The sequence below is a fragment of the Streptomyces sp. NPDC088387 genome, assembly GCF_044753385.1.
Lineage (GTDB): Bacteria > Actinomycetota > Actinomycetes > Streptomycetales > Streptomycetaceae > Streptomyces.
Genome location: NZ_JBIVNC010000005.1, coordinates 462,958 through 478,026 on the forward strand (window position 1 = coordinate 462,958; position 15,069 = coordinate 478,026).

10 protein-coding genes are annotated in these 15,069 nt (G+C 72.2%); 2 read left to right on the plus strand and 8 right to left on the minus strand.

What is annotated here, in order from left to right; genetic code table 11:
- Positions 1-28: 28 nt before the first annotated feature.
- The 6 genes from ACIQAC_RS16730 to ACIQAC_RS16755 all read right to left on the minus strand — a co-directional run bounded on the left by ACIQAC_RS16730 (position 29) and on the right by ACIQAC_RS16755 (position 7,310).
- Positions 29-2,080, minus strand: a complete 2,052-nt coding sequence (locus ACIQAC_RS16730; RefSeq protein WP_402191535.1) for an ABC transporter transmembrane domain-containing protein — start codon at positions 2,078-2,080, stop codon at positions 29-31.
- Positions 2,077-2,955 (minus strand): ABC transporter ATP-binding protein, encoded by an 879-nt coding sequence (locus ACIQAC_RS16735; RefSeq protein WP_402191537.1) that lies wholly within the window; start codon positions 2,953-2,955, stop codon positions 2,077-2,079. Before ACIQAC_RS16735 ends, ACIQAC_RS16730 begins: the two co-directional genes overlap by 4 nt.
- Positions 2,952-3,989, minus strand: a complete 1,038-nt coding sequence (locus ACIQAC_RS16740) for a FecCD family ABC transporter permease (protein ID WP_402191539.1) — start codon at positions 3,987-3,989, stop codon at positions 2,952-2,954. Before ACIQAC_RS16740 ends, ACIQAC_RS16735 begins: the two co-directional genes overlap by 4 nt.
- Positions 3,990-4,183: 194 nt before the next feature.
- Positions 4,184-5,242, minus strand: a complete 1,059-nt coding sequence (locus tag ACIQAC_RS16745) for a FecCD family ABC transporter permease (protein ID WP_402191540.1) — start codon at positions 5,240-5,242, stop codon at positions 4,184-4,186.
- A complete protein-coding gene (locus ACIQAC_RS16750; protein ID WP_402191543.1) occupies positions 5,239-5,406 on the minus strand; it encodes a hypothetical protein in 168 nt (55 codons plus the stop codon). The genes ACIQAC_RS16745 and ACIQAC_RS16750 overlap by 4 nt, the downstream gene beginning before the upstream one ends.
- A 38-nt stretch (positions 5,407-5,444) precedes the next feature.
- The gene (locus ACIQAC_RS16755) at positions 5,445-7,310 is read right to left on the minus strand and encodes an SIP domain-containing protein (protein ID WP_402191545.1); all 1,866 of its coding nucleotides are present in this window, start codon (positions 7,308-7,310) and stop codon (positions 5,445-5,447) included.
- Positions 7,311-7,437: 127 nt separating this feature from the next.
- Between ACIQAC_RS16755 and ACIQAC_RS16760 the strand changes: the two genes are divergently transcribed.
- Positions 7,438-9,033 carry a helix-turn-helix domain-containing protein gene (locus ACIQAC_RS16760; RefSeq protein ID WP_402191547.1) on the plus strand — a complete coding sequence of 532 codons (1,596 nt, stop codon included), beginning with the start codon at positions 7,438-7,440 and terminating at the stop codon, positions 9,031-9,033.
- A 52-nt stretch (positions 9,034-9,085) separates the two neighbouring features.
- Here ACIQAC_RS16760 and ACIQAC_RS16765 read toward each other — a convergent pair whose 3' ends face one another.
- On the minus strand, positions 9,086-12,919 hold the full coding sequence (locus ACIQAC_RS16765) for a hypothetical protein (protein ID WP_402191549.1): 3,834 nt from the start codon (positions 12,917-12,919) through the stop codon (positions 9,086-9,088).
- A gap of 217 nt (positions 12,920-13,136) precedes the next feature.
- Between ACIQAC_RS16765 and ACIQAC_RS16770 the strand changes: the two genes are divergently transcribed.
- Positions 13,137-13,577 carry a peptidase inhibitor family I36 protein gene (locus ACIQAC_RS16770; protein ID WP_402191552.1) on the plus strand — a complete coding sequence of 147 codons (441 nt, stop codon included), beginning with the start codon at positions 13,137-13,139 and terminating at the stop codon, positions 13,575-13,577.
- Positions 13,578-13,729: 152 nt separating this feature from the next.
- On the opposite strand, the gene ACIQAC_RS16775 is transcribed toward ACIQAC_RS16770, so the two are convergent.
- A complete protein-coding gene (locus ACIQAC_RS16775) occupies positions 13,730-15,061 on the minus strand; it encodes a class I SAM-dependent RNA methyltransferase (protein ID WP_402191554.1) in 1,332 nt (443 codons plus the stop codon).
- Positions 15,062-15,069: the final 8 nt, after the last annotated feature.

Sequence of the window (15,069 nt, forward strand, 5' to 3'; positions counted from 1 at the left end):
CCCGGCTCTGGCACGCGGCCCGGCCCCGTCACTGGGCCACCGATCCGTCGAGCACCGTGCTGTCGCGCAACGGCTCGTCCCCGAGCAGGTCGACGACCCGGTCGCAGCAGCCGAGCAGCGCCGGGGAGGAAGCGATCAGTACGGTCGAGCGGCCGGCACGGAACCCGGGCAGCCGCCCGGCGATCGTGTGCTCCGTCACCGAGTCGACCGCCGTGGTCGGATCGTGCAGCACCAGCAGCGGCGCGTCCGTCGCCAGGGCCCGGGCGAGCGCGACCCGTTGGCGCTGGCCACCGGAGAGACGGTTGCCGTTCTCGCCCACCGGGGCGTCGAGATCGACGGCGAAGTCCTCGCAGGCCGCCGCCCGCATCGCGGCGTCCAGCCGGTCGAGCGTGATCGTGGGAGTGGTGAGGTTCTCGCGGATCGTGCCGGTGAACAAGGTGGCCCGGTGGGGCGCGACGGTGATCCGCGAGCGGTACTCGGCCGGGGTCAGCTCCCGCACCGGACGTCCGTCGAGGCGGACCTCGATGCCGTTGCCGGCCCGCGGGTTCAGCAGTGCGTCGGCGATACGGGCGGCGGTCCGGTCGTCGGCGCGCACGCCCACCAGCTCTCCGGGTCGCACCCGGACCGTCGCTCCGGAAACGCTGACACCGAGCACGCCGGCCTCCGGCACCCCGGTTTCCAGCCCCCCGCCGTCCAGCCCCCCGGCCTCCGGCACCCCGCCGTCCAACACCCCGGCGTCCAGCACGCCGCCGTCCAGCCCCCCGGCGTCCGGCACCCCGCCGTGAATCATGCCGACGTCCGACACTCCGCCGTCCAGCCCCCCGGCATCCAGCCCCCCGCCGTCCGACACCCCGCCGTCCAACCCCCCGGCATCCAGCCCCCCGCCGTCCGGCACCCCGCCGTCCAACACCCCGGCCTCCACCCCCGCCCCACCCCGCCCCGCCGCCGCAGGCACCACCGCATCCCCCGCCCGTACCCCACCCCCGCCCCCCGGCCCACCCCCACAACCCCCCCGCAGCACATCGAGAATCCGTGCCGAAGAAGCGCGAGCACTCGCGAGGTTGGGGATGGACGCACTCGCGATCGCCTGCATCTGCGGCAGCAGCGCCTGCGTGAGTCCCACGGCCGTGATCAGCCCGCCGATGGTGAGTTGCCCGTCCACCGCGAACCACCCCGCCAGCCCGGTCACCGCGGCGACGAACACGCCGCTCACCACGCCGGAGGTGACGAGGAACCGGCCCAGCAGCCCCGCGTTGCGGCGGGCGCCGACGAGGGTCTCCTGGCTGGCCCGCCGGTAGCGCCGGGTCGCCTCCGCCTCGGCCCGCACACCCTTGATCACCCGGTAGCCGGCGACCAGATCGGTGGCCCGTCCCACGGTGGCGGCGAGCAGCCTCTGGTACTCGCGGGTGTCTCGCGAGAGCCGTTCGCTCAACACGCCCATCAGCCACACCACCACCGGGGCGCCGACGAGCACCACCACACCGAGCAGCCAGTGTGTGGCCAGCAGCGACGCCCCGACGAACCCGATGGCCGCGATCCGCGCGACCGGCAGGACCACGAGCAGCCCGGCGTTGGCGAGGCGGGCGACGTCATTGGTCATGACCGAGACCACATCGCCGTCCGGCGACCGCCCCGCGCCCTCGTCGACGGGATGCAGCACCCTGGTCGAGAGGGTGACCCGCAGCCGGTGCTGAAACAGCTGAAGCGCGTGGGCGCCCAGCCGGTTCGCGAATCTGGCCGCCACGGTCAACGCGGTGTACACGCCCACCAGCACACCGATCCACAGCACCAGTTGCCCGGCGTCCCCGGTGGCCAGCGCCCGGTCGATGGCGAGACCCATCACCACCGGCACCGCCGACTCGCCGACCTGCCAGACGACCGCCAGCAGCATCGCCGGGACCGTGACCCGTGGCAGCGAGAAGATCACCCGTGCCAGAAAGCGGCCCGGCGTGTCCCCGGCCCCGGTCTCGAACGGCCGCGCCTCGGGCGGCTCGGCGGGCGCCGGCAGCAGTACCGGGAGGCGGCGGGTCAGCGGTCCCCGGCCCAGCCCCGCCGGATCAGCACTCCGTGGACGACTCAAGCCGCTCCCGCCCCCGAGCCCGTCGAAGAGCGGTCCCGGCCCAGCGGCACCACGTGCGGCGTGCCGGTCACGGGGTCGGGCACCACACGGCAGCGCAGACTGAAGACCTCCTCGACCAGGTCGGCGGTCACGACCTCGTCCGGCGGTCCTTCGGCGACGACGGCGCCGTCCCGGATGGCGATCAGATGGGTGCCGAAGCGCGCCGCGTGGTTGAGGTCGTGCAGCACGGCGACCAGGGTGTGGCCGACGTGGTTGAGGTCGGTGAGCAGTTCCAGCAGTTCGATCTGGTGCGTGATGTCGAGGAAAGTCGTGGGCTCGTCCAGCAGCAGGATGTCGGTGTGCTGCGCGAGCGCCGTCGCCACCCACACCCGCTGCCGCTGCCCGCCGGACAGCTCGTCGACGAGACGGCCCGCGAGGTCGGTGACGGCGGTGGCGTCCATCGCCCCGGCCACGGCCCGCTCGTCGGCCTCGGTCCACTGCCGGAGCAGGCCCTGGTGGGGATATCTGCCCCGCGCCACCAGGTCGGCGACCGTGATCCCGTCGGGTGCGGTCGAGGCCTGCGGCAGCAGCCCGATCCGCCGCGCCACCTCCCTCGTCCGGTAGGACCGGATGTCCGCCCCGTCGAGCACGACCTGTCCCACGGAGGGCCTGAGCAGCCGGGACAGCGCACGCAGCAGGGTGGACTTGCCGCACGCGTTCGGACCCACGATCACTGTGAACGACCTGTCCGGGATCGACACCGACAGGCCCTCGCTGATGACGCGTCTGTCGTAGCCGATGGTCGCCCCGTCGACATGGAGCCGCGTACCGGTGGGGTCTGCGGCGGCGGGCACGGACGCGTCCTTCCCGGTCGCCAGGCCAGTGGGTGCGGTCATATCCGTTTCCTCGCTTCGATGAACAGCAGCCGGCCGAGGTAGGAGCCGCCGATCATCACCGTGATGATGCCGACCGGCAGCGGGGTCGGGGCGATGTGCTGGGCGATGTAGTCCGCGGTCAGGCACAGCAGGGCGCCGACGAACGCGGCGGGGGCGAGGGTGATCCCGGGGGTGCGGGCGAGCCGGCGGGAGATCTGCGGCGCCACCAGGGAGATGAACGCGATCGGCCCCGACGCCGCGGTGACGGTCGCCGTCAGCGCCACACCCACGACGATCAGGCCCAGCCGGACCGCCTGGATACGCACTCCTTGCGAGGCGGCCGCGTCGTCACCGAGTTCCATCTGCCGCATCGGCCGGCTCAACACCGCCGCCAGCAGCAGGAGTACGGCGATACAGGATCCGCCGATCGCGACCCGGTCCCAGGACACCCCGTTCAGCGAACCGGAGCCCCACGCGGACGCGGCCATGGCGACTTCCAGGTCGGCCTTGAGCATCAGCCATGTGTTCAGCGACCCGAGCATGGCCGAGACGCCGATGCCGATGATGATGAGCCGGAACCCCTGCACACCGCGCCGGTGGGCGAGCACGTACACCAGGACGGCCGTGGCCATGCCGCCGATCAGGGCGCCCCCGACCAACTGCGCGTAGCTGCCGTTGACGACGAGGATCACGATCAGCGCGCCGGTGTACGAGCCCTGCGAGAACCCGATGATGCCGGGGTCGGCCAGCGGATTGCGCATCAGGGACTGGAACACCGCCCCGCTCACCCCCAGCGCGGCACCGAACACCAGCGCGGCCACCACCCGCGGCAGCCGCCACTCGACCACGATGTCGTGGACGAGCCCGGTCTCCCCGCCGGTCAGGGCGGAGGCCACCTGGCCGATGCCGAGCCGGTACGACCCGGTCGCCAGCGCCACCAGCGCGACCGCGATCACCACGGCCGTGAGCGCGGCGCAGACGAGCAGGCTCCGCAGATCGATCCGCAGACCGACCCGGCTTCCCCGTACCACCAGTGTCCGCCGCCCGAAGTCCACCCGCCCCGACCTCGGCGACCGCTCCGACCTCGGCGACCCGCCCGGCCTCGGCGGCCTGTCTGTCCTCGGCGGCCGGTCTGTCCTCGGCGATCCGCCCGACCTCTGCGACCGTCCCAACCTCGGGGACCAGCCCGTCCTCGGCGACCGCGCGGCCCGTCGTGAACGAGCGGGTCCGTCGAGACTCCCCCGCGCGCTCACAGGCCACTCGCCTTCCGGCGGCGGACGAGGACGATCAGCACCGGAGCACCGACGAAGGCGGTGACGATGCCCACGGGTATCTCGCCCGGGTGCATCACAACGCGGCCAAGGATGTCGGAGGCCAGTAGAAGGCTCGGCGCCAGCAGCGCGCTGTAGGCGAAGATCCAGCGCTGGTCCGGGCCCACGATCCAGCGGGAGACGTGCGGGACCATCAGTCCGACGAACCCGATCGGCCCGGCGACGGCGGTCGCGCCCCCGGCCAGCAGGGTCAGCGCGGCGATCGCCAGAACGCGCGTACGTCCCAGGCGGACGCCCTGGGCGGCGGCCAGTTCGTCGCCCAGGGCCATGGCGTTGAGCGGACCCGACACCACGAAGGCCAGGACGAGTGCCACCGCGAAGAACGGCAGGATCGGCCACACCACGTCGAGGGGGCGGCCGAGGATCGAGCCGGCCTCCCAGCTGCGCATCCGGTCGAAGGCGTCCGGGTCGGTCAGGGTCAGCGCGGACGTGGCTCCCCCGAGCACCGCGCCGACGCAGACCCCGGCGAGCACCATCATCACCGGCGACCGGCCGCGCCGGGTGGACCCCAGGAGCAGCACCATGGCCGTGACGATCAGCGCCCCGGCGAGGGCGAACCACAGATAACCCCGGATGTCGTCGATCCCGAACACCCCCACGGCGACCGTCACGGCGAAGGACGCACCCGCGTTCACCCCGAGGATCCCCGGATCGGCCAGCGGGTTGCGGGTGAGTGCCTGGACCAGCGCACCGGAGACACCGAGCGCCACGCCCACCACGAGGCCGACGATCGTGCGCGGCAGCCGGAAGTCACGGATCGCGAAGTGGTCGGAATCGGCCGCCGGATCGAACAGCGCGTCCCAGATCACGGTGGGCGCCATCGCCTTCGACCCGACCACCAGACTCAGCACGAGGAGCGCCGTCAGCAGCACGAGCGCCGCCACGAGGCCGATGGACCGACGACGGGATCCGGGTGTCCTCACGGGCACCAGGACCTTGTCCTCCACGTCCTCCACGTCCTCCACGGACGCCGTCATGCCTTGGCGGGCAGCGACGCGAGAGCGCGGCCGGAGTCCGCTGCGGGCAGCGCCTTCCACGCGTGGGTCTCGACGACCGGCGCGAAGGGCTCCGTCGCCCGGCCCTCGCTCGGGAGCGCGGCGGCCAGGGTCGTGCCGCGCCGTCTCGCACGGGTCAGGGTCATGGTGGTGCTCGTCCTTCTCATCATGGTGGTACGAAGGGTCAGTTGGCGTCGGCGGGTACGAGTTCGTGGACGGTGGTGCCCCAGCCGACGGTGTGCGTGGCGCTGCGGACGAGTCCGGCCCGGTCGATGACGGCGTCGAGTTCGGCCGGGGTGCGCAGACCGGAGCCGTGGACGGTGAGCGCGATCAGATCGGCTTCGCCGTCGTGCTCGTCGAGTTCGTCGGTGTCGAAGGTCTCCTCGATCAGCAGCATCCGGCCGCCGGGGAGGAGGTTCTCGGCCGCCCGGCGCAGGGCGTGGGCGGCGTCGAGGTCGGGCAGGGCCTTGAGGGCGCGGCCGACGAGCACCGCGTCGGCCGGTGGGCCGGGTTCGAAGACGGACTGCTCGACCACGTCGACGCGGGCACGCCGGTGGTCGTCGGGGATGGTGGCGGGCAGGTCCCGGCGCAGCCAGTCCGCCTGTGCCGGGAGCGCGCAGATCGTCACGCGCAGCTCGTCGTGGGCGGCCACGAACTCGCGGGCCTGGGCACCGGCGCCACCGGAGTGGATCACCAGGTGCCGGACCCCGGTGAGCAGACCGGACTTGGCGATCGGCTCGGCCAGCTGGGGCTGGAACCTCGCCAGGCGCTCCAGGTAGCGGTCCTCGTAGTCCTGTTCGGCCCGCACCTCGGCGAAGGTCTGCCCGGTGACGGAGGCGTAGGAGGACCGGCCGGTGCGGATCGACTCGGTGAGCCCGTGGATGCCCAGCGTCTCGCGGCCCGTCACCCCCGTGGGGTGCAGTGCGTTCGCGACGAACTCGAGGGTCAGGACCTCGCCCACCGCCGTCAGGCCGTAGTGGCCGGGTCCGGTCCCGGTCACGATGTCCACGGCGTGCAGGTAGCGCAGCAGCTTGCCCAGCGCCCGCTCGTCGGTGCCGGACCGGACGGCCAGGTCCGCCACACCGGTGACACCTCGGGAGATCAGTTCGGGAACGCCCAGTTCGACGGCGGTGCGGATCGCGATCGGCGCGATCAGCTCGGTCAGGTCGTGGAGTCTCTCGAAGGGGGTGACGGTCTTCTCCGGGTCGGGCACCGCCCCGTCGGACTCCAGGGCGACGACCTCGGAGCGGCGCCAGTACCCGGAGAAGTCGACGTCCTCCTTCGGCACACCGCGTTCCTCGACCACGTGCCGGCGGATGTCCCGTACGGCCGTGTGCTCCCCGGCGAGCCAGACGAACACCTGGCCCGGCCACCACCGTGTGTCGCGGACGGCATCGGTCAGCAGGGTCACGGTGCCGGCGGGGGCGCCGTTGCGGACCAGCCAGGTCACCTCCACGCCCGGGAGTTCGCGCAGCCGCTGGCGGTGGGCGTCCTCGGCGATCTCGATGAACACCTGTGCGCGGGCGTCGGAGGGGAGCTCGTTGAGCAGCCGGCCGATCGCGGGAAGCGCGGTGTCGTCGCCGGCCACGAGCAGCCAGTCCGCTTCCGCCGGGAGCGCTTTGGACATGCCGGGGCCGACGAAGTGGATGCGGTCGCCGGGCCGGGTGCGACCGGCCCAGGTCGTCCCGGTGCCGACGCCGTGCCGGACGAAGTCCACGTCCAGCTCACCGGTTTCGGGGTCCCATCGGCGGACCGTGTAGACCTTCGACAGCGGCCGGGGGCCCTTGGGCACCGTCACCTTGGCCGCGCCCTGGACCGGCAGCACCGGCTCGCTCCGGCCCGGGTACGGGAAGAAGAGCCGGATGTCGTCGTCGAAGCCGCCCGACTCGAAGGCCGGGCGCGCGAAGCCGTTCGCCGAGGTGAACGCACGAAGCTGCTCGCCGCGCAGGGTGAGCCGGCGCATCCCCGGCGTGATGTCGACGGCCCGGACGACTTCGACCTCACGCAGGGTCGACGGGTGCACGGTGAGCCGGCGTGAGGTCTTCGGCATGGCGGGGGCAGCCCTTCTGATCGCTGCGAGGGTGACTGGGCCGCGCCGCCGACGGCAGGAGGGCCGCCGCTAAGGTTAGGCAACCCTCATCTCCAACGGTGTGCGCAGGCTGCCGTATGGTTAGGACGTGGTGCCTACGTCCCCGCCCCCCGCCGCCGCGAGCGAGCCGCCGCCGATTCCGGGAGCGCGGTCGGACTCGACGGGGGCGCCGGTCCGCCCTCTGCTGCTCTGGGTTCGCACCGGCACAGCGCATGTGCACATCGACGACGCCGTGCCGTTCCACCTCACCGCGGGCGAGGGTGTCTGGATTCCCGCGGAGGGCTGGAACCACCGCGCGATCGTCACCGAGCCGGGCACCGTCGCGTTCCCGCTGTGGCCGCACGCCGGTGTCGGCGGCGGGGCGTTGTCGGAACCGACGCGGTTCGAGGTCCCCGACGGCTGGCAGGACTGGCTGATCCAGCACTTCAACCTTCAGGTCACACCGTTCAGCGGTCGCGGACACTCCCAGGACGCGATCGCCGATCTGCTGCGCCGCCCCGGCGCACGGCCGTCGCCACCCGGGCGCATCGGGGACACCGCGTCCCCGGTGGCGCTCGCCCCGCCGGCGATGCCGGAGACCCGCGGCGCCAGAGCGGTGGCCGAGGAGCTGATCCGCGACCCCGCGCTCGACCTCACCGTCCAGCAGTGGGCGGCGCGGGTGCTCTCCAGCCCGCGCACCCTGCGCCGCGACTTCCTCGCCGACACCGGGCTCACCTTCGAGCAGTGGCGGCTGTGCTGCCGGCTCGGCGCGGCCGTCGAACTGCTGGCCGCCGGGTACGACGTCGACCAGGTGGCCGTGCGCGGGGGCTTCGCCGGCCGCAACGGTCTGACGCGCGCGTTCAAGCGGCGGTTCGGGCTGACCCCGCACGAGTTCGGCAGGGAGTTCTCCGTCCGCCCCGCCACCGGTGGGCCGACGCGACGCGCGACGGCGGCACGCCAGAACGACGATCTGCTGCGCATGATGCGCACGGACGACACCCCGGCCGCGCCCGACATGCTGCCCGCGGACCACACGCCGTCGCACACCAACGACGTCCATGTACTGAGCTGGATGTACCGCGGCAGCGGATACCTGGACATCGGCGGTCACCGCTACGAACGCGAACGCGGCGTCGCCACCTGGATCCCCGCGGGCCTGGAGCACATCACCGGTCTCCGCGAGAACTCCGTCTCACTGCCGCTCGGCAACGCCGGCACCGGTGACCTCCGGCTGACCGAGCCCCTACAGGTTCGGTTCTCGCCCGCCTGGGACGACTACCTCATGTTCTGCTCCGTCAGCGCCCGGTCCGGACTGCGTCCCGCCGACCACGATCCCCGGCACATCCTCGGCCTGTTCACCGAACAGGTCGCCGCACAGCGGGCGCTGACGGTGCCGATGCCCACGGACCCGCGTGCGCGCGCGGTGGCCATGGACTACCTGCGCCGTATCGGCGCACCCCCCGTGTCCGACGTCCCCGCCGAGGTCCACCGCGCCTTCCGCGACGAGACGGCCATGACGTTCACCCGCTGGCGCTACGCCGCCCGCATGCGCGTCGCCCGCGACCTGCTCACCGGCGGCGCCAAGCCCAGCGCCGTCGCCCGCCGCGTCGGCTACGCCCACCTGCCCACGTTCAGCACGGCCTTCACCCGCTTCCACGGCCTCTCCCCACGCGAATACCAGAACCGCGAAACCAGGAACTCCTGACCGCCGGCTCACCCCCCGGCGCCGAGAGCGCACACCCCTGCTCCGCCGGCCACTACGGAGTGTCGTTCCGGTGGGGACAGCTCTCCCGGTACGGAAGATCGGGCAGGTGACGTTGCCAGTCTGCCGGGGAAAGGCCGTCGATCACCCGCCGGCAGACAGCCTCGGCCGCCCGGTCGGGAGTGATGTCGTAGGTCCGCGGTGGTGTGTGCGCGCCCACCCTGTGGAGCTTGCTGCCGTCAGGGCTGAAGGCCAGTGCGCGGACCGTGTCGCCGGCGCTGGGGAGCGGTGATCCGATGCGCTGGTGCGAGGTGGTGTCCCAGAGGCTCGTGAAACCGTCTTCGAAGCCGACTGCCAGGATTTTTCCGTCGGGCGAGAAGGCCAGCGCCGACACGAATCTGTCCGCCGCCTCGGGGGCGAGCGCACCGAGCCGGTGTGTGACGTCTCCGTCCCACAACACGGTTCTTCCGGATGCGTCGCCTGCGGCCAGGAACCTTCCGTCCGGGCTGAAAGCGAGTACCGAGGTATGGCCGGGACTCAGCGAGTCGGACGGGGTGAGGCCGTCGGGCAGAGCGATCACATGCCCACCGGTTGTGACAAGCAGACGTCCGTCAGGGCGTACCGCCAGTTTCCCGTTGGTGTCGGAGACGGTCTTGAGCCGGGCACGTTCTGGTAGATCCCAGATGCGTATCTCCCCGTAGTGCGAGGTGATCAGTGACGTGTCACGGGGGCCGAACGCAAGGGAGTCCACCGGATCCCCGATCTCGTCCGGCGTCCATTTCGGTGCAGTGGACACACGTCGTCGGGAGATGTCCCAGAGCGAGAGACGCGGAGGAGTCAAGGGGTCCTGCAACTGGCTGACGCCGTGGGCGAGGATCTTGCCGTCGTGGCTGAAGGCCAGAAGAACCGTGCAAGGGAGTGACGGTCCGATCCGGCACGGCATTCCCGGCAGCTCGACGGGCTGCTCTGCGCCGCGCATGTTCCTGATGCGAAAGCGGGCTTGCCCGGCCTTCTCGACGATCTGGGCCGTGGCGAGCTTTGTCCCGTCCGGGCTGAAGACAGCTGTTTCCGTGGGCTCACGCCAGTCAGCGGTGAAGACTTCCCGCAGACCGAGGGTGCGTACGGTGGTTCCCCAGTCTCCGCGTGTTCCTGCGAGGTAGCGGATCCATCCCTCCTGCGGGTCCACTCGGAGGTCGCTGACAGCCTCGCCGGACAGGGCGTACCGGAAGACGGGCATGTGTGGCGAGTCCGTTCTCCAGAGCAGGACTTCGTCGAAGTTGGCCGCTGCCAGGAACGCGCCGTCCGCGCTGAACGCGACGGTCTGTACCGCGGTTGCGTCGAAGGCCACCGCCTCGGCACCTGACCCGATGTCCCACACACGGACGGACTCCTCGGTGACCAGTGCCAGGCGACGGCCGTCCGGGGTGAAGTACACCCGCTCGTTCTGGCACTGGTGCTGTGAGACCTCGGGGGCCCACGGTGCGGCGATTCTGCGGCGCTCGGCGACGTCCCAGAGTTCGAGGCGCTTTCCCGGGACGCACAGCGCGAGCAGCCGGTCATCGGCCGAGACCGTGGCCTCCGGATACCCCGTGACGTCCGGTCCGCCGCGCAGATCCTTCGCGAGGAGCACCTGCTGGGCGTCCGAGAAGCCGGTGCCTTCGGCGTTCGGATCGCGCACGTCGCGTGGCGCCCGAAGGTCGAGCAGGACCCGCCTTCGCTGCGTGTCCCACAGCCGGATCAGATACTCGGAGCGGGTGTGGTCGTAGGCGATGAGACTTCGCCCGCTCGTCCCCATCTCCACCCCCGCGTCGGCGGAACCCAGTACGGCGCCGTCCTGTCTGCCTGTGGCGAGGTCCAGAAGCGCGATCTTCGTGTTCGCGGTGGTGTCGGGGTCGGGGTCGACGAACAGGGGCAGCCATCCCCTGTCGGCTCGCATCGCCGCCACGGTGTGCAGTCGGCCGTGCAGCCCGGGCAGCGCGGCCGACTTCCGATGTTCCTCGACGTCCCACCGGGCGACGGCCTTCTCACCGATGCTGACCAGCGTGCGTCCGTCGGCAGCGAGGTAGCGCATCGTTCCGGCACCGCTGTTGGGATCGGTGAACGCGTCCTGCTCCGGCTGAGCCATGGCGCCCAGGAGCGCGGAGCGGGTCTCGGGCAGGTCGGCGACGCGCCAGGCGGCAAGGCTCAGGCGCATGGCGGTGGCCGGGTCGGACGTGCGGAGACTGTCCGCGACGCCGGCGACCCGGCGGGCTTCCGCCTCGGTGCGACGGCGCTCACTGGCGTCGTTCTGCTGCCAGGCGACCAGGGCGGCGACGAGGCTGAGGACGAGGAGGACGGACAAGGCCGTGGTGCGGGTGCGGCGGTGGCGGCGGTCGTGGTCCCGGGCGGCACGGCCCGCTGTGAGGAACTGCCGCTCCAGCGGCGTGAGATCGTCCCGCACGCCGCGGGCGGCGAAATGCTGCTCGGCGAGGGACAGCCGCAGTCCCCGGTAGAGGGAGCCGGGGTCCTGGCCGAGGGCCTGCCAGGTGCGGGCCGCTTCGGTGAGGTGGCGCTGTACGCGGAGCCGGTCACGGTCCTCGTCGATCCACGCACGTAGCCGGGGCCAGGCCGTGAGGACGGCCTCGTGCGCGAGGTCGACGGAGTCCTCGTCGAGGGTGATCAGGCGAGCACGGGCAAGTCGGTCGAGGACGTGGGCGGTATCTGCGGCCTGGCCGGGGCCGAGGGCGGTGAGCTCGGTGCGGTCCGACGGGCGGCGGGTGTCGGGGGTGCCCTGGCCGGGGGCGACCAGGCGGAGCAGGATGCGGCGGGCGGTTGCGGCCTGGCCGTCGGTGAACTGTTCGTACAGCTCTTCCGCGGTGCGTGAGATCGCGCCGTGGATGCCGCCCGCCGCGTCGTAGGCGGTTTCGGCCAGGACCCGGCCATGGCGGCGGCGCCAGGTTTCGAGGAGCGCGTGGGACAGCAGAGGCAGGCCGCCCGGCTCGTCGCCGATGTCGTCGATGATCCGGGCGGTCAGCGTGCGCTCCACGACGAGGCCGCCGAGAGCGGCGGGCTTGACTATGGCCTCGCGTATCTCCTCCGAGCTCATGGCGCCGACCAGGAGCGTGGCGTCCTGGACCGCCTCGGCAAGCGGGGGGTGCGCGGCGAGGTGGCCGTAGAAGTCGCCGCGGACGGCCAGGACGACGCGCAGACCGTTCTCCGGCCGAGCGGCTGCACAGAGCAGGTCGAGGAAGCGTGTGCGCTCGGCCCGGTCGGTGCAGAGGGTGAAGACCTCCTCCAGCTGGTCCACCACGATCAACGTGCCGGCGGGGGTGGTCTGCGGGTCGAGAGCGGCAGCGCGGGTTCGGTACGGGTCAGGTCCGGGAGTGAGGATCCGGACCGCCGTGGGCCGCATCGGTGACGGCACCGCCTGCTGGAGGCGGGCGATCAGCCCTGCGCGCAGCAGCGAGGATTTACCGCTCCCTGAAGCTCCGGCCACGACTACCAGGTGCTTGCGCCGGACCAGGTCCATGAGCCGGCCCACGAGTTGGTCCCGGCCGAAGAACCGGTCGACGTCGTCGACACCGAAGCGGGCCAGGCCCCGGTACGGCGACTCAATGTCCTTGTCGGCTTCCCTGGCGTCCTCCGCCACCTCCCGCGCGGTCTCCCGCCACCGCCGTTCCCACTCGTCACCGTCACCGCCGCAGGCACCGACGTACGCGAGAGCGACCGCGAGCGACGGCAGCCGATCCCCGGCTGCCGCCTGAGCGAGGGTCGCGGTCGAGAAGTGCGCCTTCGCCGCCATCGCCCGGTAGGTGATCCCTCCGGCCTCCCGGCGCAACGTGCGTAACCCGTCCGCGAAGCGCGCGATCGGTCCCCCTGCCGGATCCAGCGGTTGCTCACGACGTCCCATGGCTCCCCCGTCCGCACAAAAACGTCCCGTCGACGCTACGAACCCCCGCCGCCCGTCAGCAAGGCGGCGCCCCGCCAATCGGCTCCGGGCCACGGGATTGTCCGGAGCGGTGACAGGGGCCTGCCGGACAAACAGCCGGCCGCCGAAGCTCAAGTCCTGCGGGCCACGAGGCCGGCAGGGATCTTGGGCAACCACAGGAGGACGGACGATGAGGACGATGAAGCGGAGCAGCATGGCACTGGCCGCCGCAGGCGGCGCCCTGGCACTGTGCGCCGCACTGGGCGCGAGTGCCGGCACGGCGAGCGCAGACGTGGGCCCGAAGGCCTGGGGTTCGTGCGCGGCGGGCGACGTCTGCGTCTACACAGAATTCAACGGCACCGGAGAGAAGTGCTCCTGGGACGCCAACGACCCCAACTGGCTCACCGCCGCGGGCGGGACCCCCAAGTGCAGCTGGGCGGGTACGAAGAACGTCAAGTCGATCTGGAACAACGGCAAGCGCGACACCGCCTACCGGCACGTCAAGTTCTACCTCGGCACGAATTACACCAACTACTACGGCTGCGCGGAGCGTTACGCCGCGGGGGTGGGCTGGAGGGGCAACACCGGCCCCGACGCCGGTGCGCCGATCCGCTCCCACAAGTGGGTCACGAGCTGCTGAAGAGGCTCGCGGCGGACAGCTGACTGCGTCGCCGCATGAGAAGTGCGGGTCCGCCGGGACGCCCGGCGGACCCGCACGGGGCGCTCGACTCCGCTGGCGCTCCCGCGTGTCACTGCCGCGTCGTTCCGAACGGACCTTGCCCAGCCCCCGGCTCAGGCCCCCTTGCCCACCGGCTCCAGAATCGCCACGCACTCCAGATGATGCGTCATCGGAAACAGATCGAACGCCCGCAGCATCCGCACCCGGTACCCCCCGTCCCGGAAGTACCCCAGGTCCCGTGCCAGCGCGGCCGGATCGCAGGCCACGTACGCGATGCGGCGGGCGCCCAGCGAGGACAGGTGCTCGACCGTCCTGCGGCCCGCGCCCGCCCGCGGCGGGTCCAGGACGATGAGGTCGACCTCCGTGATGCCGGTGCGCGGCAGGACCGCCTCGACCTTGCCCTGTTCGATCCGGACGCGGTCGAAGGCGGCCAGGTTGTGCCGGGCGTCCTCCACCGCGCGCTTGCCGGACTCGATGCCGAGGACCGCGCCCGCCTCGCCGACCCGGTCGGCGAGGGCGCCGGCGAAGAGGCCGACGCCGCAGTACAGGTCGAGGGCCATGTCGCCCTTGCGGGGCAGCAGGCCCTGCATGACGGCGGTGACGAGGGTGTCCGCGGACTTCGGGTGGACCTGCCAGAAGCCGCCGTTGCCGACCCGGTACGTACGGTCGTCCGCGCGCTCGCGGACGAAGGGGCGGCCGTGGACGCGGTGGACGCCGCCGTCCTTCTCCTCCACCCGCAACACCGAGACCGGGCGGTCGAGTTCGACGATGGGGAGGCGTCCGCCCGGCCGCGGGGTGAGGATCACCTGGCGGTCCTGCGAGCCCGTCGCCGCGATCGCCTCGACCGTCTCCATCCCGGACCAGTCGCGCTTCTCGATGCCGAGTTCGCTCACACCGGGCGCCGCGATCATGCAGTGGTCGATCGCCTCGACCTCGTGCGAGCGGTGCCGGCGCAGCCCCGCGAGGCCCGTCTCGGTGTCCACCGCGTACTGCACCCGCGTCCGCCACTGCGGCACCTGCCCGGTCGGCAGCTTGTCGCCCTCGGCCGGCACCACCGTGCCGTCCCAGCCGGCCTCCTCCGGCGTCAGGTCCGCGAGCCGCTTCAGCTGCTCGGCGAGGACCTCGCCCTTCAGCCGCCGCTGGGCCCCCGGCTTGGCGTGCTGCCAGTCGCAGCCGCCGCACTGGCCGGGACCGGCGTAGGGACAGGGCGGCTCGATCCGGTCCTTCGACGCGGTCAGGATCTCCACGGCGTCGGCGCGCAGGAAACGCGCGCCCTCCTCGCCGTCCGTGACCCTGGCCAGGACCCGCTCGCCGGGCAGCGCGTGCCGGACGAACAGCACCTGGCCCTCGTCGGTACGGGCGATGCAGTGCCCGCCGTGGGCGACGGGCCCGACCTCGACCTCGTACTCCTCCCCCACCAGCGATTTCTTCGGTTCTGCCTGCATGGCGGGGT